The sequence below is a fragment of the Nonomuraea mangrovi genome (assembly GCF_042681425.1).
Taxonomy (GTDB): domain Bacteria; phylum Actinomycetota; class Actinomycetes; order Streptosporangiales; family Streptosporangiaceae; genus Nonomuraea; species Nonomuraea mangrovi.
Genome location: NZ_JBHUFV010000047.1, coordinates 442,096 through 467,232 on the forward strand (window position 1 = coordinate 442,096; position 25,137 = coordinate 467,232).

A 25,137-nucleotide genomic window follows, 5' to 3' on the forward strand; every position below is an offset into this window, starting at 1 on the left:
CGTCACTGTTCGATACCTTCCATCACGGCCACGAGCTCGTGGTCACTCCAGCCACGCGGCACGTCCTTCACGATTCTGCCGTGGAACATCACCAGCACCCTGTCGCAGACGCGCAGGTCGTCGAGCTCGTCGGAGACCAGGACGGCGCCCGCGCCTCGCGCGACGGCGTCCTCGACCGCGCCGAGCAGCGACTGCTTTGCCTTGACGTCGACGCCCGCCGTCGGGTTGATCACCACGACCGCCCGGGGATCGTCCGCCAGCGCCCTGGCGAGCACGACCTTCTGGGCGTTCCCGCCTGACAGGTCGCCGACCGGCTGGTCCGGCCCCTCGGTCTTGATGTCCAGCTCGTCGATCATCTGTACGCCACGGGCCCGCCGAGCAGCGGGCGACACGTAGCCGAACCTCCCGAGCTTGTGAGCGATGGGAATGGTGACGTTCTCCGCGATCGACAGCAGCGGGACGAAGCCTTCGTGGTGCCGGTCCTGGGGCACGAACCCGAGCCCCGCCCTGAGCGCCGACGGCACGTCCCTGATCGGGGTGCCGTTGACGCTCACCACGCCCGCGTCGGCCCTGCGCAGGCCCACCAGGGTCTCGGCCAGCCCGACCTTGCCGCTGCTGCCCGAGCCCGCGAGCCCGACGATCTCGCCGGAGCGCACCCGCAGGTCGACGTCCTCGTAGCGGCCCCGCAGCGCCAGACCCTCCGCGGCGATCACCACGTCGTCGCCCGCCGTACGGGAGCGGTACTCGTAGGCGGCGCTGGCCTCGCCGGTCATGGCCGCGACCAGCTCGTCGTGCGGCAGATCGGCGACCGGGCTGGTCATGATGTGCCGGGCGTCGCGGAAGACCGAGACGCTCTGGCAGATCTCGTACACCTCGTCGAGGTGATGGGAGATGAACATCATGGTGACGCCCTGCTCGCGCAGCGAGCGCATGCGCTCGAAGAGCCGCTCGATGGCGGGCCCGTCGAGCTGGGCGGTCGGCTCGTCGAGGATGATGAACGTCGCCCCGAACGACAGCGCGCGGGCGATCTCGACGAGCTGGCGCTGCTCGACGCCGAGGTCTCCGGCGAGCACATCGGCGTCGATGTCGACCTGGTAGGTCTCCAGCACCTCGCGGGCCCTGGCGCGCAGGCCCCTCCACCTGATCATCCCGCCGTCCGTCTGCCTGTTGAGGAAGAGGTTCTCCGCGACCGACAGCTGCGGGATGATCGTCGACTTCTGGTAGACGCAGGCGACCCGCCGCCGCCAGGCGTCCCTGTCGGCGAGGGCGGGCGCGGCCTGTCCCGAGAACAGCACCTCGCCCTCGTCTGGGCGCTGGAGCCCGGTCAGGATCGACACCAGGGTGGACTTCCCCGCGCCGTTCCTGCCGACAAGGGCGTGGGTCTCGCCCTCTTTGATGGTGATGCCGGCCCCGTTCAACGCGACGGTCGGACCGAAGCGCTTCACGATGTTCCGGGCTTCAACGTGATTGTTCATTACTTGACCTGGTTACCCCAGAGGTTGGGGTCGTCGACGTTCTCCTTGGTCACGAGCGGAGCGGGAAGCTGGTCCTCGAGCCCGTTCGGGAGCTCGATGATGGTCGAGTCGTGGTCGGTCGGCCCCGCCTTGAACGTCTTGCCCTCCGCCGCGGCCTTGGCGTAGAAGAGCGCGTACTTCGCGTACAGGTCGGCCGGCTGGGAGACGGTCGCGTCGATCTCGCCCTTGCGGATCGCCTCGAACTCCTGCGGGATGCCGTCGTTCGACACCACGAACACGTGCTTGGGGTCCTCGGGGGCGACCAGCAGTCCCTTGGCCTTCAGCACCTGCAGCGTCGGGGCCAGGTGGACGCCGCCCGCGTGCATGTAGATGCCCTTGACGTCGGGGTTCTGCTCCAGGCGGGTCTGCAGCATCGAGGCCGCCTTGCCGCCGTCCCACTCGGTGGGCTCCTCGAAGACCGTGATCCCGGGGAACTTGCTCTTCATGCATTCGCGGAACGCCTCGGCGCGGTCGCGGCCGTTGACCGACGACAGCGCGCCCATCAGCTCGACGACCTTGCCCTTGCCGCCCAGCTTCTCGCCGAGGAACTCGCAGGCCTTGGTGCCGTAGGCGCGGTTGTCGGCGCGCACGACCATGAAGACCTTGCCCTTGTCGGGACGGGTGTCCACGGTCACGACCGGGATCTTCTTGTTCTCCAGCTGCTGGAGGGTGGAGGCGATCGCGCCGGTGTCCTGCGGCGCCATGACCATGACCTTGGCGCCCTGGCTGACCAGCGCCTGCGTGTTGGCGACCAGCTTGGCGACGTCGTTCTGCGAGTTGGTCGGGTTCATCAGGTCGACCTTGAGCTCGGCCGCCATCTTCGGGACGTACTTGATGTAGGAGTTCCAGAAGTCGGAGTCGGCCCGCGGGTGGTCGATGCCGATCTTCTCACCCGCGCCGCCGCCCGCGGCGGCACTCGGGCTGGTGCCGCTCTCGGTGGAGCCGCACGCGGTGATGAGAGCCAATAGGGCCGCGCTCGCGACCACGGGGCCGAACTTCATGATTTCGCCTCTTCTTGGGGGGTGTGTACTTCGTTGCTCGGGCGTAGACGGAGGCCCTGCATGCCGCCGTCCACAGCGAGCGAGGTGCCGGTGGTCGCGCCCGCTTCCGGGCCGGCCAGGTAGGTGATGGCCGCGGCCACCTCCCTTGCGGAGACCATGCGACCCATCGGCTGGCGGGCGTTGAGCGCGGCCCGCTCGGCCTCCGGATCGTCGGCGGCGTCCAGCAGCCTGCCGACCCACGGAGTGTCGGCGGTGCCGGGGTTGACACAGTTGACCCTGATCCCCTCCCGCACGTGGTCAGCCGCCATGGCCAGCGTCAGCGACAGCACGGCGCCCTTGGTCGCGCTGTAGAGGGCCCTGTTCGGCAGTCCCGCCGTGGCGGCGATGGAGCAGGTGTTCACGATCGAGGCGTGGCCCGACTCCCTCAAGTACGGCAGCGCCGCCCTGGACACCCTCACCATGCCGAGGACGTTGACGTCGAAGACCCGCTGCCACTCGGCGTCGGGGTTGTCCTCGATCGTGCCCTGCGCGCCGATGCCCGCGTTGTTCACCAGGACGTCCAGACCGCCCATGCGCTCGGCGGCCTCGGCGACGGCCGCACGGACCTGGTCGTCGTCGGTGACATCGGCCTTGACCGCGATGAACGGGTCGCCCGGCGGGTTGAGGTCCAGGCAGGCGACCTGCCAGCCACGCGCGGCGAACGCCTCGGCGGTGGCGAGGCCGATGCCCGACCCGCCGCCGGTGACGAGAGCTCTGATGTCTGTCACTGATTCCTCCAGACCTCGCCGTCGGGGAAGGAGTGGGCGGCGATCGACTCGCGGCGCATCTCGGAGCTGAAGCCGGGCCGCGTCGGTGCCGTGTAGCGACCGTGCTCGATCACCACAGGGTCCTCGAAGTGCTCGTGCAGGTGGTCGACGTACTCGATGACCCGTCCTTCCATGGTGCCCGTGACCGCGACGTAGTCGAACATCGACAGGTGCTGGACCAGCTCGCACAGCCCGACGCCGCCCGCGTGGGGGCAGACGGGCACGCCGAACCTGGCGGCCAGCAGCAGGATCGCGATGTTCTCGTTGACGCCCCCGACCCTGGCCGAGTCGAGCTGGAGGAAGGACAGCGAGCCCGCCTGCAGCATCTGCTTGAAGATCATCCGGTTCTGGACGTGCTCGCCGGTGGCGACCCTGATCGGGGCGATGGCCCTGGCGATCGTGGCGTGGCCGAGCACGTCGTCGGGGCTGGTCGGCTCCTCCACCCAGTGAGGGGCGAACTCGGCGAGCGCGTTGACCCAGCGGATGGCGGCGCCGACGTCCCACCGCTGGTTGGCGTCGATCGCGATGGGGAAGTCGGGCCCGCAGACCTCGCGGGCGACCTTGAAGCGGCGGATGTCGTCGTCGAGGTCGGCGCCGACCTTCAGCTTGATCTGCTCGAAGCCGTCGTCGAGCGCCTCCTTGCACAGGCGGCGAAGCTTGTCGTCGCCGTAGCCGAGCCAGCCCGGCGAGGTCGTGTAGGCCGGGTAGCCGTGCTCCTTCAGGTGCGCGATCCGCTCGGCCTTGCCTTCCGCGCCCTTGCGCAGGATCCGCAGCGCGTCCTCGCGGGTCATCGCGTCGCTCAGGTAGCGGAAGTCGACCAGGTCCACGATCTGCTCGGGCGTCATCTCGCCCAGCAGCAGCCAGAGCGGCTTGCCCTCGCGCTTGGCCTTGAGGTCCCACAGGGCGTTGACCACGGCGGAGATCGCCATGTGCATGACGCCCTTCTCGGGGCCGAGCCAGCGCAGCTGGGAGTCCCAGACCATCTCCTTGTACAGCCCGCCGAGGTCCTCGGCGTCCCTGCCGATCACGTACGGCTCCAGCGCCTTGATCGCGGTGGTCTGCACGTCGTTGCCGCGCCCGATCGTGAACGCGAACCCGTGTCCTTCGAAGCCGTCGTCGGTCTTGAGCACGACGTAGGCGGCCGAGTAGTCCGGGTCGGGGTTCATCGCGTCGGAGCCGTCCAGCTCCAGCGAGGTGGGGAAGCGGATGTCGTGGGTCTCCATGCCCACGATGCGATAGGCGCTCATGCCTGGCCCACCGTCTGGCGCTGCCGTCCGAGCTTGTCGATCTCCAGCTCGACGACGTCGCCTTCCCTGAGGTACGGCTGGCCCGGCAGGCCGAGCGCGACCCCCGCGGGCGTGCCGGTGTTGATGACGTCGCCGGGCTCCAGCACCATGAACCCGCTGAGATAGCGCACGACCTCGGCCACGCCGAAGATCATGTTCTTGCTGTTGCCGTCCTGGCGCCGCTCGCCGTTGACCCACAGCCGCATGCCGAGGTCCTGCGGGTCGCCCACCTCGTCGGCGGTCACCAGCCATGGGCCGAGCGGGTTGAACGTCTCGCACGACTTGCCCTTGTCCCACTGGCCGCCGCGCTCCAGCTGGAACTCGCGCTCGGAGACGTCGTTGGAGATCGCGTAACCGGCGATCCTGGCCAGCGCCTCCTCCCTCGACTCCAGGTAGCGGCAGGTCTCGCCGATGACGACGGCCAGCTCGACCTCCCAGTCGGTCTTCACGCTGCCGCGCGGCACCAGGATCTCGTCGTCGGGGCCGACCACGGTGTTGGGCGCCTTCATGAACACGACGGGCTCGGTGGGCGGGGTGGCTCCCGTCTCGGCCGCGTGGTCGCTGTAGTTGAGGCCGATGCACACGATCTTGCCGGGCCTGGCGATCGGCGGGCCGACACGCAGGCCCTCGGCGTCGATCACCGGCAGGTCGCCGCGCTCCAGCGCGGCCCGGACGCGCGCCACTCCCCCCGAAGCGAGGAAGGCCCCGTCGATCTCGGGCTCCCCGATGTCGTACAGGTTTCCCCGGGCGTCCATCACCGCGGGCCGCTCCTGGCCGACCGGTCCAACTCGCAGCAGCTTCACACCGCATCCCTCAGCTATACATCGGATGTCTCGCTAACCGATGCTCGTTGGCGCACGTGGCGCTGTCAAGCCCTCCACCACAGATACATCCGATCCGTGACCTCGGTTGATGGGGTTCGATCTGCATATGTGAACGAAAAATCCAACTAAACATCGGATCGAAGCTCTTGTTGCACCGACGTTTCAGGTGCTAACAACATGGCGGACATCCACCAGTCACCGGAGGAATCCGTGGCCCCACGGCTTGCGTTAGTCCTGCTGTCCGCCCTCATGATCGGAGCGTCACCCGTGCACTCCCCGGCGGCGGCCGCCGCCGCCCTCGACCCGCCCGACGATCTGACGCTCTGGTACGACAAGCCGGCCGCGAACTGGGAGACGCAGTCGCTGCCCATCGGCAACGGCGCGCTCGGCGCGACCGTGTTCGGCGGCGTGGCCACCGAGCAGCTCCAGTTCAACGAGAAGACGCTGTGGACCGGCGGCCCCGGATCCAGAAGCGGATACGACTTCGGCAACTGGAAGACCCCGAGACCCGGCGCGATCGCCGAGGTGCAGGCGCAGATCGATCGCGACGGCAAGATGTCGCCCGACGCGGTCGCCAGGAAACTCGGCCAGCCCAAGAGCGGGTTCGGCGCCTACCAGACCTTCGGCGACCTCTGGCTGGACACCGGGCACGCCGCGGCCACCGGCTACCGCCGGGAGCTCAGTCTGCGCGAGGCCGTGGCCAGGGTCGGCTACACCTCGGGCGGGGTCGCCTACGCCCGCGAGTACTTCGCCAGCCATCCCGGCAACGTGATCGTCGGCAGGCTCAGCGCCTCGGAGACGGGCAAGGTCTCCTTCACGCTGCGCACCTCCTCCCCACGCAACGACAAGACCGTGAGCGTCAAGGACGGCCGCCTCACCGTCCGCGGCGCCCTGGCCGACAACGGCATGGCGTTCGAGTCGCAGGTCCAGGTCATCACCAGCGGCGGCAGCCGTACCGACGGCACCGATCGGATCACCGTGACGGGCGCCGACAGCGCGGTGTTCGTGCTGTCGGCGGGCACCGACTACGCCGGCGTCTACCCCGCCTACCGGGGCGCCGACCCGCACGCCAAGGTCACCGCGGACGTCGACAAGGCCGTGGCGCTCGGCTACGACGGGCTGAAGCGCGCGCACCTGGCCGACTACCGGGACCTGTTCGACAGGGTGAAGCTCGACCTCGGGCAGCAGGCCCCGCGCGTCCCCACCGACCAGCTTCTCAGGGCCTACACCGGCGGCGGCTCCACCGACGACAGGGCCCTGGAGGCGATGTTCTTCGCCTACGGGCGCTACCTGCTCATCGCCTCCTCGCGGGAGGGCTCCCTGCCGGCGAACCTGCAGGGCGTGTGGAACAACTCCACCAGCCCGCCGTGGTCGGCCGACTACCACGTCAACATCAACCTGCAGATGAACTACTGGCTGGCCGAGCAGACCAACCTCGCCGAGACCACCAAGCCCTACGACGACTACATCCAGGCGATGCTCGCCCCAGGCAGGCAGACCGCACAGGAGATGTTCGGCTCGCGCGGATGGGTCGTCCACAACGAGACCAACCCGTTCGGCTTCACCGGCGTGCACGACTGGGCGACCGCCTTCTGGTTCCCCGAGGCGGCCGCGTGGACCACGCAGCAGATGTTCGACCACTACCGCTTCGGCGGCGACGTCCAGTACCTGCGCTCGGTCTACCCGGCGATGCGGGAGGCCGCGCTGTTCTGGGTGGACAACCTCCACACCGACCCGCGCGACGGCAAGCTCGTCGTCTCCCCCAGCTACTCCCCCGAGCAGGGCGACTTCTCCGCCGGCGCGTCGATGTCCCAGCAGATCGTCCACGACCTGTTCACCAACGTGCTGGAGGCCGCCGCCGTCCTCGGCGAGGACGAGCCCGAGGTACGGCAGGCGCTGGCCAAGCTCGACCCAGGCCTGCGCGTCGGAAGCTGGGGCCAGCTCCAGGAATGGAAGACCGACTGGGACGACCCGAAGAACACCCACCGGCACGTCTCCCACCTGTTCGCCCTGCACCCGGGCCGCCAGCTCGTCGCCGGCACCCCGATGGCCGAGGCGGCCAAGGTCTCGCTGACCGCCCGCGGCGACGGCGGCACCGGCTGGTCGAAAGCCTGGAAGATCAACTTCTGGGCGCGGCTGCTGGACGGCGACCACGCGTTCAAGATGCTCGGCGAGCAGTTGCGCGGCAGCACCCTGGACAACCTGTGGGACACCCACCCGCCGTTCCAGATCGACGGCAACTTCGGCGCCACCTCAGGCATGGCGGAGATGCTGCTCCAGTCGCAGTCCGGCGTGGTCGACGTGCTGCCCGCGCTCCCCTCGGCGTGGGCCACAGGGTCGGTCAAGGGGCTGCGCGCCCGCGGCGGCGTGACCGTCGACGCCGCGTGGAAGGACGGCACCGCCACCCGGATCGACCTGCGGGCCGGAGCCGCAGGGCCGCTGAAGGTCCGCAACAAGGTGATCGCCGGCAGGTACCGCCTGGTCGACGCCGCGGGTAGGAACGTCGCGCACACCCGCGAAGGCGACACGATCACTTTCACCGCCAAGGCCGGGCAGACCTACACGCTCGTCGGGCAGGTCGCCGTCGCGGTGAAGGCGCCCGCCGAGACCGGGCCCGGCGCGAGCTTCCCCGTCGAGGTCACGGTGTCGGCCACCGGCGGGCGGGCCGTACCGGCCGGCGAGGTCACGCTGGCGCTGCCGAACGGCTGGACCGCCACCCCGGAGGCCGCCCAACTGCCGGGCGTGCCCGGCGGCGGCAGCAGGACCGTGACGTTCACCGTCACCTCGGGACCCGCCGACGGCTCGCGCACGGCACGCGTCGTCGCGACCGCCAAGGGCGACGAATGGTCAGGCACCGGCGGCGCCGTGCTCGCCGTCGCCCCCTGCGCGGTGCCCACGCCCGACAAGCCCCTCGTGGCGTGGGATCCCGCCTCCGGCTCGACGGTCGCCGACACCTCTGGCAACGGCAGGAACGCCACCGTGACCGGCAACGCCGCCTACGACGGCGAGGGAGGACTGGTGCTCGACGGGTCCACCTACCTGACGACCGCGCCGACCACGCTGGGCTTCCTGCCCGAGGCGTCCTTCGCGGCCAGGGTCAAGGTGGCCGGGTCGGGGTATCGCCGGCTGTTCGACTTCCAGCCATCGGGCGACCCGGGCACCGACGGCGTGCTGATGGACCTGACGCCGGCCGCCAAGGTCCGGTTCATCGGGGCGGGGCTGAACGTGACCACCGACGCGACGGTGCCCACCGGCAAGTACGTCGACCTGGTCATCACGATGGGACGCGACGGGACGATCAACGTCTACGTGGACGGCGTACGAGCGGGCGGGGCCAAGGTGCCCGGCGACGGGATCACCGGATGCGCCACCAGGCCGTTGCGCTTCGCCGCCGACCAGGGCGGCGGGCAGCGTCTCAGCGGGGCCGTCGACCGGATGGCGATCTTCGCCCGGACGCTGACGGCGGCCGAGGCGCGGGAGTGGCAGCGGCTCGCGTTCTGATGCCTGAAGCCGGTCGAGACCCGCGGCCCCTCTTCCCAGGGGCCGCGGGTCCTGCCTCGGTGCACGACGATGCGGCCGCCGCGGACCAGCCGCTTGAGCTCCTCCGCGACGCCGTCGGCCACCGGCTCGCCGCTCTGGTCAAGATCAGCGCCGGCTACTTTCCCCAGCGGGCGCCGGCTTCTCTCCCCCGCGGGCGCCGGCTTCGTTTCCCAGCGGAGCCCGGCCGCCGGGCGGAGCCCGGGATTCCCGGGATGGCGCAGGTCCAGGACCTGGGCACAGGTCCGGGGGCCGGGCATCAGGTCCAGGGGCCAGGCACAGGTCCAGGGGCCAGGCACAGGGCCGGGGGCCAGGCACAGGGCCGGGGGCCGCTCGGGTGTCCGGGGTTCGGATCGAGGGCGGGCCCGCTCGGGTGTCCAAGGTCTGGGCGGGTGTGCAGGGTCTGGGTGGCTGTCCAGGATCTGGGCGGGCGTTCGGAGTCCGAAGGGAGATGCGGGTTTCGGGTGGGGGCTCGGGCGGCGGTTCAGCGGGACCTGTTGTGTCGGCGGGCGGCGAACCAGAGGGCTCCCAGACCGGCCAGCGCGCCACCCGCCGCACCAATGAGCAGGCCGACCACGAACCCCTCGCCCGCGCCCGAAGCCGACGGCAGCAGCGCCAGCGCGAAGATCAGCCCCGCCAGCATGACCACCATCAGGAGGTAGAACCGCTTGCTGAAGAAGACGCCCTTCACCGGAGCGCTCGGCGGAGAGTCGATCCCGGCTTCAGGACCCAGGCTCGCGGCCTTCGGACGCTTGAAGTACTCGTAGAACACCCAGGTGCCGCACGGTTCCCAGCCGTCGGGGGCCAGCCGCTCGACGAGCGCCTGCCTGCCCTTGCGGGTGACGACCTCCCTGCGGTACTCCCACCGCTGTGGCTCGCGCAGGTCGCGGTGGCTGATGAACCAGCCGACGGCGTCGACCCTGTCGACCTCCCAGCCCTGGTCGCCGAACTCGTTCAGCCGCCGCTCGTCGACGAAGATGTCGGCGGTCCAGCGCCAGGTGTCCTCCTCGGCCACGGGCTCCGCGACGGGCGTCACTCCCAGTTGCTCGGCGAACTCCGCGGCCGGGCCGAACTCCTCCTCGGGGTCACCGCCGGTCTCGGACAGGTAGGCGGTGAGATCGGCGACCGTGGCCCTCACCGTGTCCTCGGGGACCCCGCGTTCGCGCAGCCGTACGGCGAGCTCGTCGAAGTAGCCGGTCACTTGACGCCTCCCTGTTCGAGCACGGACCGTACGGACTGGTCGAACGCGAGCCACAGGCCTCCCTGCTCGGCGAGCGTCTGCCTGCCCTGCTCGGTGAGCCGGTAGTAGCGGCGGCCCGGGCCCCGCTCGGTCACCCTGAACTCGGCGGCGACCAGGCCCGCCTCCTCCAGCCGGTTGAGTACGGGATAGAGGGTGCCGCCCTTGATCTGCCCCAGGCCGGAGTCGGCGAGGCTCTTGGCGATCTCGTAGCCGTAGTTCTCGCCTTCGGTGAGGCTGGCGAGGACCAGCAGGTCGAGCACGCCCTTGAGCCAGCTCGCACGACGATCAGCGGTCATTAGGCCATCCTTCCACGGTAGCGATGCTACCTACGCCGCTCCACCACCTACACGATCGCCCGGTTCCTGCACGCGCCGGGTCTCCCCGATCCGCGAGTCGGCGACGCGCCCGGCCTGGCCTCTCGCCTCGAGCCACACCGTCGACCTCGGCCTGGCGCGCTCGGGGCGGAGGGATTCCGGGTCTCACGGGGTGCGGATCACGATCGGGAGGTGTGTCAGGGGCTGGCGGCGGTCGAGGCGCCCCAGGTCGCCTTGGCGCACTCGGCGTTCCCGCCGAGCTCTGCTACCGGCCGGATCCGGCGATCCTGGCGTCCCCGGCGGACACGGAGCGCTCGGTGATCTGGGAGGGCTCGGTGATCTGGGAGGACTCGACCGTTCCGGAGGACTCGACCGTTCCGGCGGACTCGACCGTTCCGATGGACTCGACGGTTCCGGCGGACTCGACGGTTCCGGCGGACTCGACGGTTCCGGCGGGCTCGGAGGTGGGCGCGAGCCGGGGCGTGAGGAGCAGGGAGCGGACGTCGATCAGGATGTGCAGGACGATCGGCAGGAGCAGCGAGCCGGTCGAGAAGTAGAGCATCGTCAGCGAGAACCCAGCGAGCGTCACCATCACCATGCCCTTCCACCCCTGGTAGAGGTGCCCGACGGTGAAGATCGCCAGCGCGAGCCCGGCCGCGACCGGTCTGGGGACGTCGAAGATCGACATGAAGCCCGAGATCAGGAGCCCGCGGTAGACGATCTCCTCACAGACGCCGGCGCTGATGGCCAGCGCGAGCGCGAGCCAGCGCTGTGCGGCCGTTCTGGGAATGAGCGCCTCGAACGCGGCCTGCCCGGACACCGCGATCTTCTTCAACCGCGTCACCAGACCGATGGCCACGGCCACGACCGTCGCACCGACGATCATGCCCAGCACGGTGGACAGGTCCTCGGCCGGCACCAGGCCGATGCCGGCGATGTCCAGGTCGGGAGACAGGCCGACGATCGCCAGGGCCACGAGCGCCAGGGCCCACAGCTCGGCGATCCAGACGAGGGACATCCGCGTGTACAGCCTCCGGTCCTCGCGCAGGGCCGCGTAGCTGCGGCGGCCGAGCAGCGGGCTCACGCCGGCCAGGTGAACCACCAGGAGAGCGAACAGGACGAGGGACATGGGAGCGGCCTCCGACAGCCAGGGAGTTTCCGGTACGACTTAGACGGTAGAACAAGCTAGTTAGGAATGCAATCTAGCTAGTGGCGCATGAGTCCTTGACGGGCGTACAGGACCGTAATAGAACACTTACAAAACCAAGCGCTTGATCAAAACAGGAGTGGCCGCATGATCGAGCTCTACGACCCGTCCGTCTACGAGCGCGGCGTGCCGTACCGGGATCTGGCATGGCTGCGGGAGCACTCCCCCGTGCACTGGCACAGGGACCCGCAGACTCCTGGGTTCTGGGCCGTGACCAGGCACGCCGACGTGGTGCACGTCTCCAGGCACCCGGAGCTGTTCTCCTCCTACGAGGGCCTGGCGATGAGCGGCGAGTACCCGGAGCCCGACAAGGAGCTGCAGCGGCTGCTGATGCTCAACCAGGACCCGCCCGAGCACTCCAAGCGGCGCTCGCTGGTCAACAAGGGATTCACCCCTCGCATGATCGGGAAGCTCGAACAGCACATCAGGGAGGTCTGCGACGACCTGATCGATCGCTGCTCGGGCGAGGGCGACTTCGTGACCCAGGTCGCCGCACCCCTGCCGCTGCAGGTGATCTGCGAGCTGCTCGGCGCGCCCGTGGAGGACAGGGACCTGCTGTTCGACCTGTCGAACCGGCTCATCGGCTGGGACGACCCCGAGTTCCAGACCACGTACGAGGACGGGCAGGCAGCGGGGACCGAGCTGATGGCGTACGGCAACGCGCTGGCGGCCGACCGCGTCGAGGACCCCCGCGACGACCTGATCACCAGGATGATCACACCGGACGCCGACGGGGCCGTGCTGTCGCCCGACGACGTGGGGATGTTCACGATCCTGCTGGCCGTAGCGGGCAACGAGACGACACGCAACGCGGCCTCGCTCGGGATGAAGGCGTTCTTCGACCATCCCGAGCAGTGGCGGCGGCTGGTGGCGAACCCCTCCCTGCTCGACACCGCGGTCGAGGAGATCGTCAGGTGGGCCACGCCCGTCATGCAGTTCCGCAGGACCGCCATGACCGACACGACCATCGGCGGGCAGCCGGTCAGCCGAGGCGACAAGATCGTGGTCTACTACAGCGCCGCCAACCGCGACCCCTCCGTCTTCGCGCGTCCCGACGTGTTCGACATCGGCCGGGACCCGAACCCGCACCTCGGCTTCGGCGGCGGCGGACCGCACTTCTGCCTGGGCGCCCACCTGGCCAGGATGGAGCTGAGGGTCCTGTTCGAGACCATCGCCCGCCGCCTGCCCGACATCGCTCCGGCAGGAGAGGTCCGCCGGCTGCGGTCCAACTTCATCAACGGCATCAAGGAGATGCGGGTCTCCTTCGGACCGCCGAGCTCGTGAGACCGTCGGCCCATCGCAGTCGGGTGCTCGGCAGAACACCGCAGTCGCGAGCCCCTCCCATGCCGCAGTGGTGCGATTGTCGGAACGCAAAGGCAGTCCTGACGCCTCCGGACACGGCGATCGCGAGCCGCCAGAACGCCGAGATCCGATGCCTGAGACACCACGGCCTCGAGGCCTTCGGACACCGGGTCGCGAAGCTGCCGGAACGGCGCGGTCGTGCGCCCCTCGCAACGCCGCATTGGCGCGACCCTCCAGCCCGTCGAGAGACACCCCACGAGCCGAGAGGCCCGCCGGACCTGGTCAGCACCTAGAACACCGAGGTCGCGAGGCCACCGGAACGGCACGGTCGTGCGCCCCTCGCAACGCCGCATTTGCGCGACCCTCCAGCCGGTCGAGGGACGCCCACGAGTCGAGGGGCCCGTCGGACCTGGTCAGCATCTCGGACACCGAGGTCGCGAGGCCGCCGGACCTGGTCAGCATCTCGGACGTTGGGGTCGCGAGGCCGCCGGAACGTCCGTGCGACTCTCGGAACGCCATGGCTACGGGGCCCTCGGAACGCCGAGGTCGTGGGGCCGCACCGACCTCCTCGGCGGCTCTCGTGCCTTGACCGTCGTGCGGGCCTGTAATAGAACACGTTTCAGTACTGCTCCTACCAAGCGCTTGATCAAGTCGAGGTGACGGCTCGTGCACATCGATCTCGTCGATCAGGACCACTACGCGGCCTTCGGACCCCCACACGAGCAACTGCGCTGGCTACGGGAGAACGCGCCCGTCTACTGGCATCCCGGCGAGCCGGGCTTCTGGGCCGTCACCCGGCACGAGGACGTCACCCACGTCTCCCGCCACTCGGACCTGTTCTCGTCGGCGCGCAGACTCGCCCTGTTCAACGAGATGCCGGAAGAGCAGCGCGAGCTCCAGCGGATGATGATGCTGAACCAGGACCCGCCCGAGCACACCCGGCGGCGTTCCCTGGTCAACCGCGGTTTCACCCCTCGCACGATCAGCGCCCTCGAACAACACATCCGCGACATCTGCGACGATCTTCTCGACAAGTGCTCGGGAGAGACCGACTTCGTCACCGAGATCGCCGCCCCCTTGCCGCTCTACGTGATCTGCGAACTCCTCGGCGCCCCCGTCGCCGACCGCGACAAGCTCTTCACCTGGTCGAACCGCATGATCGGCGCCCAGGACCCCGACTACGCCTCCTCCCCCGAAGAGGGCGGCGCCGCGGCCACGGAGGTCTACTCCTACGCCTCCGTCCTGGCCGCCCAACGCCGTACCGAGCCACGCGACGACATCGTCACCAAGCTCCTCCAACCAGACGAAAACGGCGAAAGCCTCACCGAGAACGAGTTCGAGCTGTTCGTCCTGCTCCTCGTCGTCGCGGGCAACGAGACCACCCGCAACGCCGCGTCCGGCGGGATGCTCGCCCTCTTCGAGAACCCGTCCCAGTGGGAACGGCTGGCCGCCGACCCCACGCTCGCCAGGACCGCCGCCGACGAGATCGTCCGATGGGTCTCTCCCGTGAACCTCTTCCGCAGGACGGCCACCGCCGACCTCACACTCGGCGGCCGGCAGGTCAAGGCGGACGACAAGGTGGTCGTCTTCTACTCCTCGGCCAACAGGGACGCCTCCGTCTTCACCGACCCGGAGACGTTCGACATCGGACGCAGCCCCAACCCGCACATCGGCTTCGGAGGCGGAGGGGCGCACTTCTGCCTCGGAAACCACCTGGCCAAGCTGGAACTGCGGGTGCTGTTCGAGCAGTTGGCCCGGCGGTTCCCCCGCATGCGCCAAACGGGAGAGGCACGGCGGTTGCGCTCGAACTTCATCAACGGCATCAAAGATCTCCCCGTCACCCTCTCCTGACCCAACCCCCCAACCAGCTCTTCCAGTCCCGACTCCCAACCGGATCCTCCAACCCCGCGTCCGGATCAGGTCCACCCGCCTCCGGACCCCCGCCGGATCGCCCCAGGACCCCGGCCGGATCTTCCCTGCCCCGGACCCCGGCCAGATCGCCCCCGAACCCCGGCCAGATCATCCCCGGCCCCGGATCACGGCCGGGTCGCCTCCACACACCGGCCGGATCACCCCCCGAGCCCGAACCCCGGCTGGATCACCTTCGGGCCCGGACCCCGACCGGATCACCCCCGAACCCGGGCCGGATTCGCCCCCGGGCCCGGACTCCGGTCGGATCGCCCCGGAAGCCGGCCGGATCAGCCCGACCCCAGATCACGGCCAGATCACCCCCGAGCCCGGCTCCCGACCAGATCGCCCCCGAACCCTGGCCGGATTCGCCCCCGGGCCCGGCCCCCGGTCAGATCGCCCCCGGAAGCCGGCCGGATCAGCCCGACCCCGGTCCCTGGCCAGATCATCCCCCGGCCTGGACCCCGACCGGATCGCCCTGCGCCACGCCAGGTCCCAGCCCGGAGCTGCCTGGCTGGCGAACCCAAGTGGGCCACTCGCGGACCTCGGGTGGACCGCTCGTTGAAGACAAGGTGGAGGCCTCTTCTCGCAGGCGGGATGAGGCGCGTGATCATCCCGTGGGCTGGCGGCCTGCTCTGCGGTAGGTGCCGGGGGTCACGCCGTAGGTGCGGGTGAACCAGCGGGTCAGGTGGCTCTGGTCGGCGAAGCCCGACTGGGCGGCCACCTCGCCCAGAGGGAGGCCTCGGGCGATGAGGCGGCGGGCGGTTCTGAGCCTGAGCTGGCGTTGGTAGTCGCTCGGGGCGAGGCCGTACGCGGCCTGGAACGCCCTGTAGACCATGAAGCGGCTGCATCCGGCTGCCGCGGCGAGGTCGGTGGCGGTGAGGTCGTCGAGCGGCGAGTCGTCGAGGCGGCGGCGGACGCGTTCGGCGATGAGTTGGGCGCCCGTCCGGGGTGCTCCGCCCGTCCGGAGTGTTCCGCCGGATGCTCGGCTGGTGGTGCTGCCGCGGCGGACCATCGCGGCGACCGTGGCCCTGAGCAGTTCGTCGCGGCGCAGGGCTGAGGCGCCGCCGAGGAGGGCGAGGTGGAAGGCGTGCAGCGAATGAGCGAGGACGGGATCGTCGAGAACGGGGTCGGTGAACAGGGGCAGGCCCGTTCGGTGGCCCGTGGTGTCCAGGGCGTCGGCGACGACCTCGGGCCCGATGTGGATGATCCGGTAGGTGAACCCGAACTGGTCCGCGGCGTGACCATCGTGCGGATCGTCGGGGTTGAACGCCATGACCATGCCGGTGGCGCTGGTGTGCGCCGAGCCCCGGCACGTGAAGGCCTGCGCGCCGATCTCGGTGACGCCGAAGGAGTAGGTGTCGTGACTGTGGCGGTGGTAGACGTGCTGCTCGAAGTGGGCGTGCATCGCCTCCAGCGGCCTGTCGGGAGAGCGCCAGTAGCAAGACCAGTCACGCGTCACCCCTCCATTGTGGCTGCTGGGCCCCGGTGAGCCGCACCGGTTCCCGGGGCCGAAGGCGGAAAAGACCCGGGCCGGTACCGCCCGCTGATCGGGACATCGTTATGGCTGCTCGCCGCAGGTGAGCCGCACCGGTCCCTCCTGGGCCGATGAGAGACCCGGGCTGGCACCACCCGCTGATCGGGACATCGTTATGGCTGTTCGCCGCAGGTGAGCCGCACTGGTCTCCCCCGGGTGGATGTGGAAGGGATCTTGGATGAGACCGCCCGCAGGCGGGACTCCCCCGGCACACGATGGTGCCTCGAATGACGCCCTCCGCTGATCGGAATCCCTGCGGCCGAAGGCCGGAAGATGGCGGCGTCTACGGGTCGGACCGGCCCGTGGCGACCGGAAGGTCCATGCGGTGACGGGTGGAAGGAGTCCGTGGGCGGCGGGAGTGGGTTGAGATGGGGCCCGCGGTGGGTTACGTGGGTTTCGGGCTGGATGGGGTTCTGAAGGGGGTCGGCGTGCGGGATGGGTCTTGTCGGGCGCACGAGCGTTCAAGACCGGGTTCGGCGGGGCGGGCAGGCTGGGGGCATGCGGTTCGATACGAAGATCGGCATCGTGGTCCGGGATGACCTCGCTGTCTGGCAGAAGCTGAACGTCACCGCCTTCCTCTCCAGCGCCGTGGCTGGCGGGGAGCCCGAGACGGTCGGGCTGCCGTACGAGGACGGCTCGGGCAACGTCTACCTCCCGATGTTCAGGCAGCCTGTGCTGGTCTACGCCAGCGACGAGGAAGGGCTCGCTCGGGTACGGGAGCGCGCCATAGCCAGGGGGCTGCGGGTGGCTGTCTACACGGAAGAGTTGTTCAAGACGGGCAACGACGACGACAACAGGGCCGCGGTGCGGGCGGTGGAGGCCGAGGATCTGCAGTTGGTCGGGTTGGCGATCTACGGGCCGAAGAACGCGGTGGACAAGGTGACGAAGGGGTTGTCGCTGCATCTGTGATCACCAACGTCGGCGGCGGGCGGCGCGCAGGCGGCCGAGAATGCGGGTCACCTGGGTGGGAGCCGGTTTCCATCCGCATTCGATGAGGGCGTTGGCGACCTGCTCGACGACGTCGGCGGAGCGGGCGGGGATGACGTCGCGTCTGACGGGGATGACGCGCCACCCCGCGGTGCGCAGGGCGGCACGGCGGGTGGCGTCGCGATGGCGGTCGGCGGGCGAGGTGTGGTGTTCGTGGCCGTCGTACTCGACGCCGAGGCGGAACTCGGGCCAGCCGAGGTCGAGGTAGGCGAGCCTGTCACTGGGCAGGTCGACGCGTATCTGCGTGGTGGGCCTGGGCAGGCCGCCTTCGACCAGGATGACGCGCAGCCAGGTCTCTCGTGGTGAGGCGGCGCCCTTGTCGGCCATGGCGAGGGTCTCCCACAGTCCGCGGAAGCCGGTGGCTCGGCGCATCAGCGCGTCGTGGTCGACGCCTCGGCGCAGGAACTGGTCGACGATGGCCACGCCGTCGCGTCTCGGGAGGTGCTGAGCGCAGTCGTAGGCGGTGCGTTCGGGGGTGGTCACGCGGACCGACCTGTGCTCGGTCACGTCGGCGGGCGGAAGCGTGGCCTGGTGGACGGTGCAGCCCCGGACATGGGCCGGGTACGGCATGGCAAGCTCGACCGGCCACTCGTCCTCACACTCGGTGAGGGCGTTGAGGCCCCAGATGTGGGCGGCAGTGCGGCGGCACGCGGTGGAGCCGGGGACGAGGCCGGTGAACAGGCGTGCTCGGTCGAGGAGGGAGGTCTGCACGGGGTCAGCTTGGCGGGGAGGGGGCCAGGGGCGGGCGACCGAGCGGGTTTCTGTGGACGGGGCGCGGTTGTCCACAGGGCCGCGCCCTCCCACGAATGCGCACTCTGATGGCGCTCCCCGCAGATCGGCCGCCGTGCTGCGGAGGTGCCCGTCGAGGCGGGTACGGGCCAACCGTGGAACACGGGAACCGGCCGGCCGTGACAGGAGCGCGGGAGCGCGGGAGGGGTGGTCAGGGCCAGGAGCTGTCCTGGTCGGGGTCGCCGCCGTTGGACAGCAGACGGACGTCCGATTCGACCATCATCGCCACCAGCTCTTCGAACGACACCGTGGGCTCCCACCCCAGCTGCGTCCGCGCCTTCTTCGGGTCGGCGCACAGCAGGTCCACCTCGGCCGGCCGGTGCAGCGCCTGGTCGCACACCACGTACTGCTCCCAGTCCAGGTCGGCCGCCTTGAACGCCGCCTCGACCAGTTCCCTCACCGACTGCGTGCGCCCGGTCCCGATCACGTAGTCCTCGGGTGCGTCGGCCTGCAGCATGAGGTGCATCGCCTTGACGTAGTCGCCGGCGAATCCCCAGTCGCGCCGCGCCTCCAGGTTGCCCAGCCGCAGTTCGGAGGCCAGCCCCAGCTTGATCCGCGCCACGCCCAGCGTCACCTTGCGGGTCACGAACTCGGCGCCGCGCCGTGGCGACTCGTGGTTGAACAGGATGCCCGACACCGCGAACATCCCGTACGACTCCCGGTAGTTCTGGGTGAGGAAGTGCCCATAGGCCTTGGCCACGCCGTACGGCGAGCGCGGGTGGAAGGACGTGCGCTCGTTCTGCGGCGTCTCGCTGACCTGCCCGAACATCTCGGAGGATGACGCCTGGTAGAACCGGATGGAGGCGCCACGCGACGAGCACACCCTGATCGCCTCGAGCATGCGCAGCACGCCCATGCCGGTGACCTCTGCCGTCAGCTCGGCCTGTTCCCACGACATGGGCACGAACGAGATGGCCCCGAGGTTGTAGACCTCGTCGGGCTGCACCTTCTCCACCGCGGAGATCAACGACCCCTGGTCGAGCAGGTCGCCTCTGACGACCTGGACGTCGGCCAGTAGTTTGCGCATCCGCGACACCCGGGGGTTGGCCTGCCCTCGGGCGAGGCCCCACACCTCGTAGCCCAGGGAGAGCAGATGCTCGGCCAGGTAGGAACCGTCCTGCCCGGTGATGCCGGTGATCAGCGCGCGCCTGGCCAACGGGTCCTCCATCGTTAGTCGTTGGGACGGGAATGTACAGCGACGTTCCCTGGGGAAGCATCAAGCCTCATAGAACGCGTTCCACCGAACGCAGTTCGGTCAGGCTAACTTCCCAGTTCGAGCCCGGTGAAAGCCATGCGAGGAACAATTCCACAAGAGACCCCGCATACCTACCCAATGGTAAGGTGCGCAGACTAAGGTCATCTTTCACGGTACCGGTGGAGAAAGGGGTATCCGTGCGGATCGCGCTGCTTTCCTACCGGAGTAAGCCCACCTGCGGCGGCCAAGGCGTCTACCTCCGCCATCTCAGCAGAGAGCTGGTCGCACTGGGGCACCACGTGGAGGTCTTCTCCGGCCAGCCGTACCCGGAGCTGGACGAGGGCGTGATCCTCAACAAGGTTCCGAGCCTGGACCTCTACCGCGACGAGGACCCCTTCCGCACGCCGAAGCTGCACGAGTACCGCGACTGGATCGACTGGCTCGAGGTCGGGACGATGTGGACGGCGGGCTTTCCCGAACCGCTGACCTTCACCCTGCGCGCCTACCGCGAGCTGAAGAAGCGCCTCGGCGACTTCGACGTCGTCCAGGACAACCAGACCCTCGGATACGGCCTGCTCGGCATCCAGAAGCTGTTCCCCGTCGTGGGCACCATCCACCACCCGATCAGCGTGGACAGGCGCATCGAGCTCGAGGCGGCCAAGGGCGCCAAGAAGCTGACCATGCGCAGGTGGTACGGCTTCGTGAAGATGCAGGCCAAGGTGGCGCCGAGGCTGAAGCCGATCCTCACGGTGAGCGAGTCGAGCCTGGCCGACATCCACCGCGACTTCAACGTCCCGCAGGCCAACATGCGTCTGATCCCGCTCGGCGTCGACACGCGCTACTTCCACCCGCGGCCCGACAAGCCGAGGAGGAAGGGCTCCATCGTCGCCGTGGCCTCCGCCGACTCCCCCATGAAGGGCGTCGCGACGCTGCTCAGGGCGGTCGCCAAGCTGGCCACCGAGCGCGACGTGAACCTCACCGTCGTCAGCAAGCCGACACCTGGGGGACCCACCGAGCAGCTCGTCCAGGAGCTCTCGCTGCAGGACAGGGTCCGCTTCGTCCACGGCATCTCCGACGACGAGCTGGGCGAGCTGATCGCCACCTCCGAGATCTCCGTCGTCCCGAGCCTCTACGAGGGCTTCTCGCTGCCCGCCGTCGAGCACATGGCGTGCGCCACCCCGCTGGTCGCCAGCCGTACGGGGGCGCTGCCCGAGGTGGTCGGGGACGCCGCGGTTCAGGTCGCGCCCGGCGACCCGGAGGAGCTCGCCGCGGTGCTGCGCCGCCTGCACGACGACCCCGAGGAGCGCGAGCGGGTCGGCAAGGCGGGCTACGACCGCGTGATGGAGCGTTACACCTGGCACGTCGTCGCCAAGAAGACCGTCGAGGCCTACAGAGAGGCCATTGAGGAGTTCGGCAAGTGCTGACCGTCGACTTCGCCCGGCTGCCGGTCGGGCCGGGCCATCGCGTGCTCGACCTGGGCTGTGGCGCCGGCCGCCACGCCTTCGAGGTGCTGCGCAGGGGCGCGGACGTGGTCGCCTTCGACATGGACCAGGGCGAGCTCGACGGCGTCAAGTCCATGTTCGCGGCCATGGAGGAGACGGGCGAGGCCAAGGGCACGGGCGAGACCGTGCAGGGCACCGCGCTCGACATGCCGTTCGAGAACGACAGCTTCGACCGGGTGATCGCCGCCGAGGTGCTGGAGCACATCCACGAGGACACGACCGCGATGCAGGAGATCCTGCGCGTGCTCAAGCCTGGAGGGCTGGCCGCGATCACCGTGCCGGCGTTCCTGCCCGAGCGGATCTGCTGGGCGCTGAGCGAGGACTACCACACGGCTCCTGGCGGGCACATCAGGATCTACACGCTGGCGGAGCTGCGGGCCAAGCTCAAGGCGACGGGCTTCAGGGTCGGGCCGCATCACTTCGCGCACGGACTGCACGCGCCGTACTGGTGGATCAAGTGCGCGGTGGGTGTCGACAACGACAGTCACCCGCTGGTGAAGGCGTACCACCAGCTCCTGGTCTGGGACATCATGAAGGGCCCGAAGACGACCAGGGTGGCCGAGGCCGTGCTGAACCAGGTCGTCGGCAAGAGCCTGGTGCTCTACATCAGGAAGCCTGCGTGATCACGCGGGAGCACGTCCTCCAGACCGCACTGAGCATCGCGGCCATCCAGGAGGACGACGGCGGCGTGCCATGGCCCGAAGGGCATGTAGACGCGTGGAACCACGTCGAGTGCCTCATGGCCATGTCGGTGGCGGGCCTCGAGGACGAGGTCGAGCGCGGCTATGCCTGGCTGGAGGCCCACCAGCGCGAGGACGGCTCGTGGCCGATGAAGCTGGTCGCGGGCGAGGCCGTCGAGCGCGGCGGTGAGACCAACCACGCCGCCTACGTCGCCGTCGGTGTCTGGCACGACCTCCTGGTCACGGGAGATCTGGACAACGCCCGGCGGCGCTGGGACATGGTCAAGAAGGCCCTCGACTACGTCGTCGACCTCCAGACGCCGCGCGGCGAGGTCGTGTGGGAGCGCGACGCGCTGGGCCGCCCCTCCGGCTACGCGCTGCTGACCGGCTGCTCCAGCATCCACCAGGGGCTGCGCAGCGGCGTCCTGCTCGCCGACCGCCTGGACGACCCGCAGCCGCACTGGGAGCTGGCCGCCGACCGCCTGGCCAACACCCTGCAGAACACCCCCGAGGCGTTCGCCGACAAGAGCCGCTTCTCGATGGACTGGTACTACCCGGTGCTCGGCGGCGCCGTCCGCGGCGACCTGGCGCTCGATCTGCTCGACAAGGAGTGGGACACCTTCGTCGTCCCGGGTCTCGGCATCCGCTGCGTCTCCGACCAGCCGTGGGTGACCGGCGCGGAGACGTGCGAGCTCGTCCTGGCCCTCGACGCGGTCGGCGACCGCGAGCGCGCCGAGCGGCTGTTCGCCGACATGCAGCACCTGCGCCACGAGGACGGCTCGTACTGGACCGGCTGGCAGTTCGCCAACCTCAAGCACTTCCCGCACGAGCGCTCCGGCTACACCGCCGCCGCCGTGATCCTCGCCGCCGACGCCCTGTCCGGGTTCACGCAGGGCGCGGGCCTGTTCCGCGACATCCCCGTCTCCGGCCAGAGCCACCCCTTCCAGTACGACAAGCGAGCATGACCGGGGAGCACCGGGACGCGCCGACCGCCCGTACGGCACGCCCGCCGGCGCCGGCTGATCGTTAGGACCCGCAAGCCGTTTTACCGCTTCTTTGCCGCGAGAGGCGGAGCGCCGCCGAGGGCCGCCGCGAAGCGCTCACTAGGTTCGTGAGTGGCCGTTCGATGCGTCTTCGGGGGAAGAGTGGGCGACACGGGCACACTTGCGTTCTTGGATCAGGTCAGGACCGATCCGATCGTCTCCCCCTCGTCGGGTCTCCGACGCCTCCTGGCGAAGGATCCCGACGAGGCCGACCTGGGCAGGCGCCGCTTCCGCCTGAGATCTGGACCCGCCCGCGCCGCCATGGAGCGCGCCGAACGCTCGCACGTGCTCGGCTACAACGCCGTCCTCTCCCACGAGACTGGCAAGATCGACGAGCTGCCTCCCGAGCAGCGGGGCTTCGCCTACGGTGGCGCCGCGATGGCGTGCGCGACCCTCGACCTGCTCACCATGACCAGGGGCCGTCGCCTGCGGGAGCTCCTGGCCGGTCCCGCCGTACGGCACCAGCACGCCGCGCATCTGGGCGTGGGCCGCGCCTACGCCGGGCTGCGCGTGCGCCCGCTGTGGGGTCTGGGAAGCACGCACCCGCTGCTGCGCTGGCTGGCGGTCGACGGGTTCGGTTTCCAGCGCTCGCTCACCCGCGCCGACACGATGGTGGGTGAACGAGCCGTCCCCCACCTGCTCACCAGGAGCCAGCGCGCCCTGTTCGACCAGGGGCTCGGGCGCATGCTGTGGTTCCACGACTGCGCCTCGCCCGAGGACGTCTCGGCGCGCCTCACCGAGTTCCCCGCGGTGCGCAGGGCCGACCTGTGGAGCGGGGTGGCGTTCGCCGCCACGTACGTGGGCGGCGCGGACGTGGACGAGATGTGCAGGCTGACCGCCTACGCCGCCTCCGACGGCTTCCGCGCCCATCTGACGCAGGGCGCGGCCTTCGCGGCGGCCGCCAGGCTCCGTGAGGGGCACGTGCCCGACCGTACGGCTCAGGCCGTCCAGCTGCTGGCGGGGGCGGAGCCGGAGGAGGCGGCCTCGTGGGCGGACAGGGCGCTGATCGGGCTCGGCCACGACCCGCACACGCACGAGGACCTGCTCGGCTGGCAGGCCCACACCCGCAGGGTGTGGACCCACAGGAACCGGTGAGGGCGGCTCACTCGTAGCCGAGGTAGACGGTCTTGTCACCAGGTTGGAGGTGTGATCACCCAGATGGCGGTGCAGACCTCGTCGCCGTTGTTGGCGTACCAGTGAGGGATGGTGGACGGGTAGCGGATGGAGTCGCCAGGGCCCAGCTCGTGTCTGACCCCGTCCAGGTACACATCCTTGTGCCCTGTGATGACGATGCCGACCTCTTCCCCGAGATGGGTGAAGGGGGTGGCGCTGGTGTCGTGGCCTGGACGGGTCTCGACCCAGGTCACTTCGAGCGCGCCGGAGAGGTCGGGGGTGAGGAGTTCGTAGACGGCACTGTCGTCGTCGCCGACGCCGTGTCCGCCGAGCCTGCGGCGCTCGGACTTGCGCACCACGGGCGAGCGGTGCTCCTCCTGCACCTGGAAGAGCAGGCCCACGGGGATGCCGAGCCCGTGTGCCAGCTGGACGAGCGTGGAGAACGCGGGGTTGGCCAGACCGCGCTCCACCTGGCTGATGATCCCCATGCTCAGCCCCGACAGCTCGGCGAGCCGTTCGAGGGTGAAGCCTCGCTCCTTGCGCAGGGTGCGGACGCGGGTTCCGACAGCGCCGAGCATCGCCGCGACGGACTCGGGGGTGCTGTCGTTCGTCATGACTTCATCCCAATGAAGGTGTCTTCAACGTCAATAGAATGATGAAGATTTTCAGGTTAATGAAGGCGAGTGAGGACCCGGAGCGAGCCCGTCACCGAGGTCTCCTTGAAGGCGCCGCTCTCCAGCGCGCGCAGATAGACCCGGTACGGCGCCTGCCCGCCGTCGGCGGGATCGGGATAGATGTCGTGGAAGACCAGCGCGCCGCCCACCATCACGTGCGGCGCCCAGCCCTCGTAGTCGCGCGTCACCGGTTCCTCCGAGTGCCCGCCGTCGATGAAGAGCATGGCCAGCGGCGTGTTCCAGAGCCGCGCCACCTGCTCTGACCTGCCCACGATCGCGATCACCTCGTCCTCGAGGCCCGCCTCCGCGATCGTCGCGCGGAAGGTCGGCAGCGAGTCCATCCTGCCGAAGCGCGGGTCGACGAGCGTGGGGTCGTGGTGCTCCCAGCCCGGCTGGATCTCCTCCGAACCCCTGTGGTGGTCGACCGTCACCACGACCGAGCCGGTCAGGCGGGCGGCGGCGCCGAGATAGACGGCCGACTTGCCGCAGTAGGTGCCGATCTCGCAGATGGGGCCGCGTGTGCCGTACCGGAGGGCGGCCTCGAACAGCGCCATGCCCTCGTCGGCGGGCATGAACCCTTTGGCGCGCTCGGCGGCGAGCAGTAGATCGGGCGGCATCTCCATGGTGAGCACCTTACTCACGACCCCAACCGAACATTCCTCTTGAACGACATTCTGG

The 25,137-nt window shown here is 69.7% G+C and carries 21 protein-coding genes; 8 read left to right on the plus strand and 13 right to left on the minus strand.

The window, feature by feature from the left end; translation table 11 throughout:
- Positions 1-2: 2 nt before the first annotated feature.
- The 5 genes from ACFSKW_RS32130 to ACFSKW_RS32150 are packed head-to-tail and all read right to left on the minus strand — an operon-like array spanning position 3 to position 5,410.
- A complete protein-coding gene (locus ACFSKW_RS32130; RefSeq protein WP_379576225.1) occupies positions 3-1,445 on the minus strand; it encodes a sugar ABC transporter ATP-binding protein in 1,443 nt (480 codons plus the stop codon).
- 29 nt (positions 1,446-1,474) lie between these two features.
- A complete protein-coding gene (locus ACFSKW_RS32135) occupies positions 1,475-2,515 on the minus strand; it encodes a sugar ABC transporter substrate-binding protein (protein ID WP_379576226.1) in 1,041 nt (346 codons plus the stop codon).
- Positions 2,512-3,282, minus strand: coding sequence for an SDR family NAD(P)-dependent oxidoreductase (locus tag ACFSKW_RS32140; protein WP_379576227.1), 771 nt, complete (start codon positions 3,280-3,282; stop codon positions 2,512-2,514). Before ACFSKW_RS32140 ends, ACFSKW_RS32135 begins: the two co-directional genes overlap by 4 nt.
- Entirely contained in the window at positions 3,279-4,568 is a 1,290-nt protein-coding gene (locus ACFSKW_RS32145) for an L-fuconate dehydratase (RefSeq protein WP_379576228.1), read from the minus strand. Before ACFSKW_RS32145 ends, ACFSKW_RS32140 begins: the two co-directional genes overlap by 4 nt.
- A complete protein-coding gene (locus ACFSKW_RS32150; RefSeq protein ID WP_379576229.1) occupies positions 4,565-5,410 on the minus strand; it encodes a fumarylacetoacetate hydrolase family protein in 846 nt (281 codons plus the stop codon). Before ACFSKW_RS32150 ends, ACFSKW_RS32145 begins: the two co-directional genes overlap by 4 nt.
- Before the next feature lie 231 nt (positions 5,411-5,641).
- On the opposite strand from ACFSKW_RS32150, the gene ACFSKW_RS32155 reads away from it, so the two are divergent.
- Entirely contained in the window at positions 5,642-8,932 is a 3,291-nt protein-coding gene (locus ACFSKW_RS32155; RefSeq protein WP_379576230.1) for a glycosyl hydrolase family 95 catalytic domain-containing protein, read from the plus strand.
- A 520-nt stretch (positions 8,933-9,452) separates the two neighbouring features.
- Here ACFSKW_RS32155 and ACFSKW_RS32160 read toward each other — a convergent pair.
- The 3 genes from ACFSKW_RS32160 to ACFSKW_RS32170 form a co-directional block, all read right to left on the minus strand.
- Positions 9,453-10,169: a hypothetical protein gene (locus ACFSKW_RS32160; protein WP_379576231.1), complete on the minus strand. Its 717-nt coding sequence runs from the start codon at positions 10,167-10,169 to the stop codon at positions 9,453-9,455.
- Entirely contained in the window at positions 10,166-10,504 is a 339-nt protein-coding gene (locus ACFSKW_RS32165) for a PadR family transcriptional regulator (protein ID WP_379576232.1), read from the minus strand. The genes ACFSKW_RS32160 and ACFSKW_RS32165 overlap by 4 nt, the downstream gene beginning before the upstream one ends.
- A gap of 283 nt (positions 10,505-10,787) precedes the next feature.
- Positions 10,788-11,651, minus strand: a complete 864-nt coding sequence (locus ACFSKW_RS32170) for a CPBP family intramembrane glutamic endopeptidase (protein WP_379576233.1) — start codon at positions 11,649-11,651, stop codon at positions 10,788-10,790.
- Between the two features lie 165 nt (positions 11,652-11,816).
- Here ACFSKW_RS32170 and ACFSKW_RS32175 point away from each other — a divergent pair, with 165 nt between their 5' ends.
- Together ACFSKW_RS32175 and ACFSKW_RS32180 are read left to right on the plus strand one after the other, a co-directional pair.
- Positions 11,817-13,013 carry a cytochrome P450 gene (locus ACFSKW_RS32175; RefSeq protein ID WP_379576234.1) on the plus strand — a complete coding sequence of 399 codons (1,197 nt, stop codon included), beginning with the start codon at positions 11,817-11,819 and terminating at the stop codon, positions 13,011-13,013.
- A 684-nt stretch (positions 13,014-13,697) separates the two neighbouring features.
- Entirely contained in the window at positions 13,698-14,882 is a 1,185-nt protein-coding gene (locus ACFSKW_RS32180) for a cytochrome P450 (RefSeq protein WP_379576235.1), read from the plus strand.
- Between the two features lie 667 nt (positions 14,883-15,549).
- Here ACFSKW_RS32180 and ACFSKW_RS32185 read toward each other — a convergent pair.
- Positions 15,550-16,401 carry an AraC family transcriptional regulator gene (locus ACFSKW_RS32185; protein WP_379576236.1) on the minus strand — a complete coding sequence of 284 codons (852 nt, stop codon included), beginning with the start codon at positions 16,399-16,401 and terminating at the stop codon, positions 15,550-15,552.
- A gap of 573 nt (positions 16,402-16,974) precedes the next feature.
- On the opposite strand from ACFSKW_RS32185, the gene ACFSKW_RS32190 reads away from it, so the two are divergent.
- Positions 16,975-17,385, plus strand: coding sequence for a DUF2000 family protein (locus ACFSKW_RS32190; RefSeq protein ID WP_379576237.1), 411 nt, complete (start codon positions 16,975-16,977; stop codon positions 17,383-17,385).
- Here ACFSKW_RS32190 and ACFSKW_RS32195 read toward each other — a convergent pair whose 3' ends face one another.
- Both ACFSKW_RS32195 and ACFSKW_RS32200 read right to left on the minus strand, forming a co-directional pair.
- Complete coding sequence (locus tag ACFSKW_RS32195; protein WP_379576238.1) at positions 17,386-18,174, minus strand: DUF559 domain-containing protein; 789 nt, start codon at positions 18,172-18,174, stop codon at positions 17,386-17,388.
- Between the two features lie 229 nt (positions 18,175-18,403).
- Complete coding sequence (locus tag ACFSKW_RS32200; protein ID WP_379576333.1) at positions 18,404-19,408, minus strand: GDP-mannose 4,6-dehydratase; 1,005 nt, start codon at positions 19,406-19,408, stop codon at positions 18,404-18,406.
- A gap of 236 nt (positions 19,409-19,644) precedes the next feature.
- Between ACFSKW_RS32200 and ACFSKW_RS32205 the strand changes: the two genes are divergently transcribed.
- The 4 genes from ACFSKW_RS32205 (at position 19,645) to ACFSKW_RS32220 (ending at position 23,767) form a co-directional block, all read left to right on the plus strand.
- On the plus strand, positions 19,645-20,871 hold the full coding sequence (locus ACFSKW_RS32205) for a glycosyltransferase family 4 protein (protein WP_379576239.1): 1,227 nt from the start codon (positions 19,645-19,647) through the stop codon (positions 20,869-20,871).
- Positions 20,865-21,572 (plus strand): class I SAM-dependent methyltransferase, encoded by a 708-nt coding sequence (locus tag ACFSKW_RS32210; protein WP_379576240.1) that lies wholly within the window; start codon positions 20,865-20,867, stop codon positions 21,570-21,572. Before ACFSKW_RS32205 ends, ACFSKW_RS32210 begins: the two co-directional genes overlap by 7 nt.
- Positions 21,569-22,594 carry a prenyltransferase gene (locus tag ACFSKW_RS32215; RefSeq protein ID WP_379576241.1) on the plus strand — a complete coding sequence of 342 codons (1,026 nt, stop codon included), beginning with the start codon at positions 21,569-21,571 and terminating at the stop codon, positions 22,592-22,594. The genes ACFSKW_RS32210 and ACFSKW_RS32215 overlap by 4 nt, the downstream gene beginning before the upstream one ends.
- Positions 22,595-22,801: 207 nt before the next feature.
- Positions 22,802-23,767, plus strand: a complete 966-nt coding sequence (locus tag ACFSKW_RS32220) for a DUF1702 family protein (RefSeq protein ID WP_379576242.1) — start codon at positions 22,802-22,804, stop codon at positions 23,765-23,767.
- 35 nt (positions 23,768-23,802) lie between these two features.
- Here ACFSKW_RS32220 and ACFSKW_RS32225 read toward each other — a convergent pair whose 3' ends face one another.
- Together ACFSKW_RS32225 and ACFSKW_RS32230 are read right to left on the minus strand one after the other, a co-directional pair.
- Complete coding sequence (locus tag ACFSKW_RS32225; protein WP_379576243.1) at positions 23,803-24,399, minus strand: cupin domain-containing protein; 597 nt, start codon at positions 24,397-24,399, stop codon at positions 23,803-23,805.
- Between the two features lie 56 nt (positions 24,400-24,455).
- Positions 24,456-25,082: a class I SAM-dependent methyltransferase gene (locus ACFSKW_RS32230; protein ID WP_379576334.1), complete on the minus strand. Its 627-nt coding sequence runs from the start codon at positions 25,080-25,082 to the stop codon at positions 24,456-24,458.
- Between the last annotated feature and the right edge of the window lie 55 nt (positions 25,083-25,137).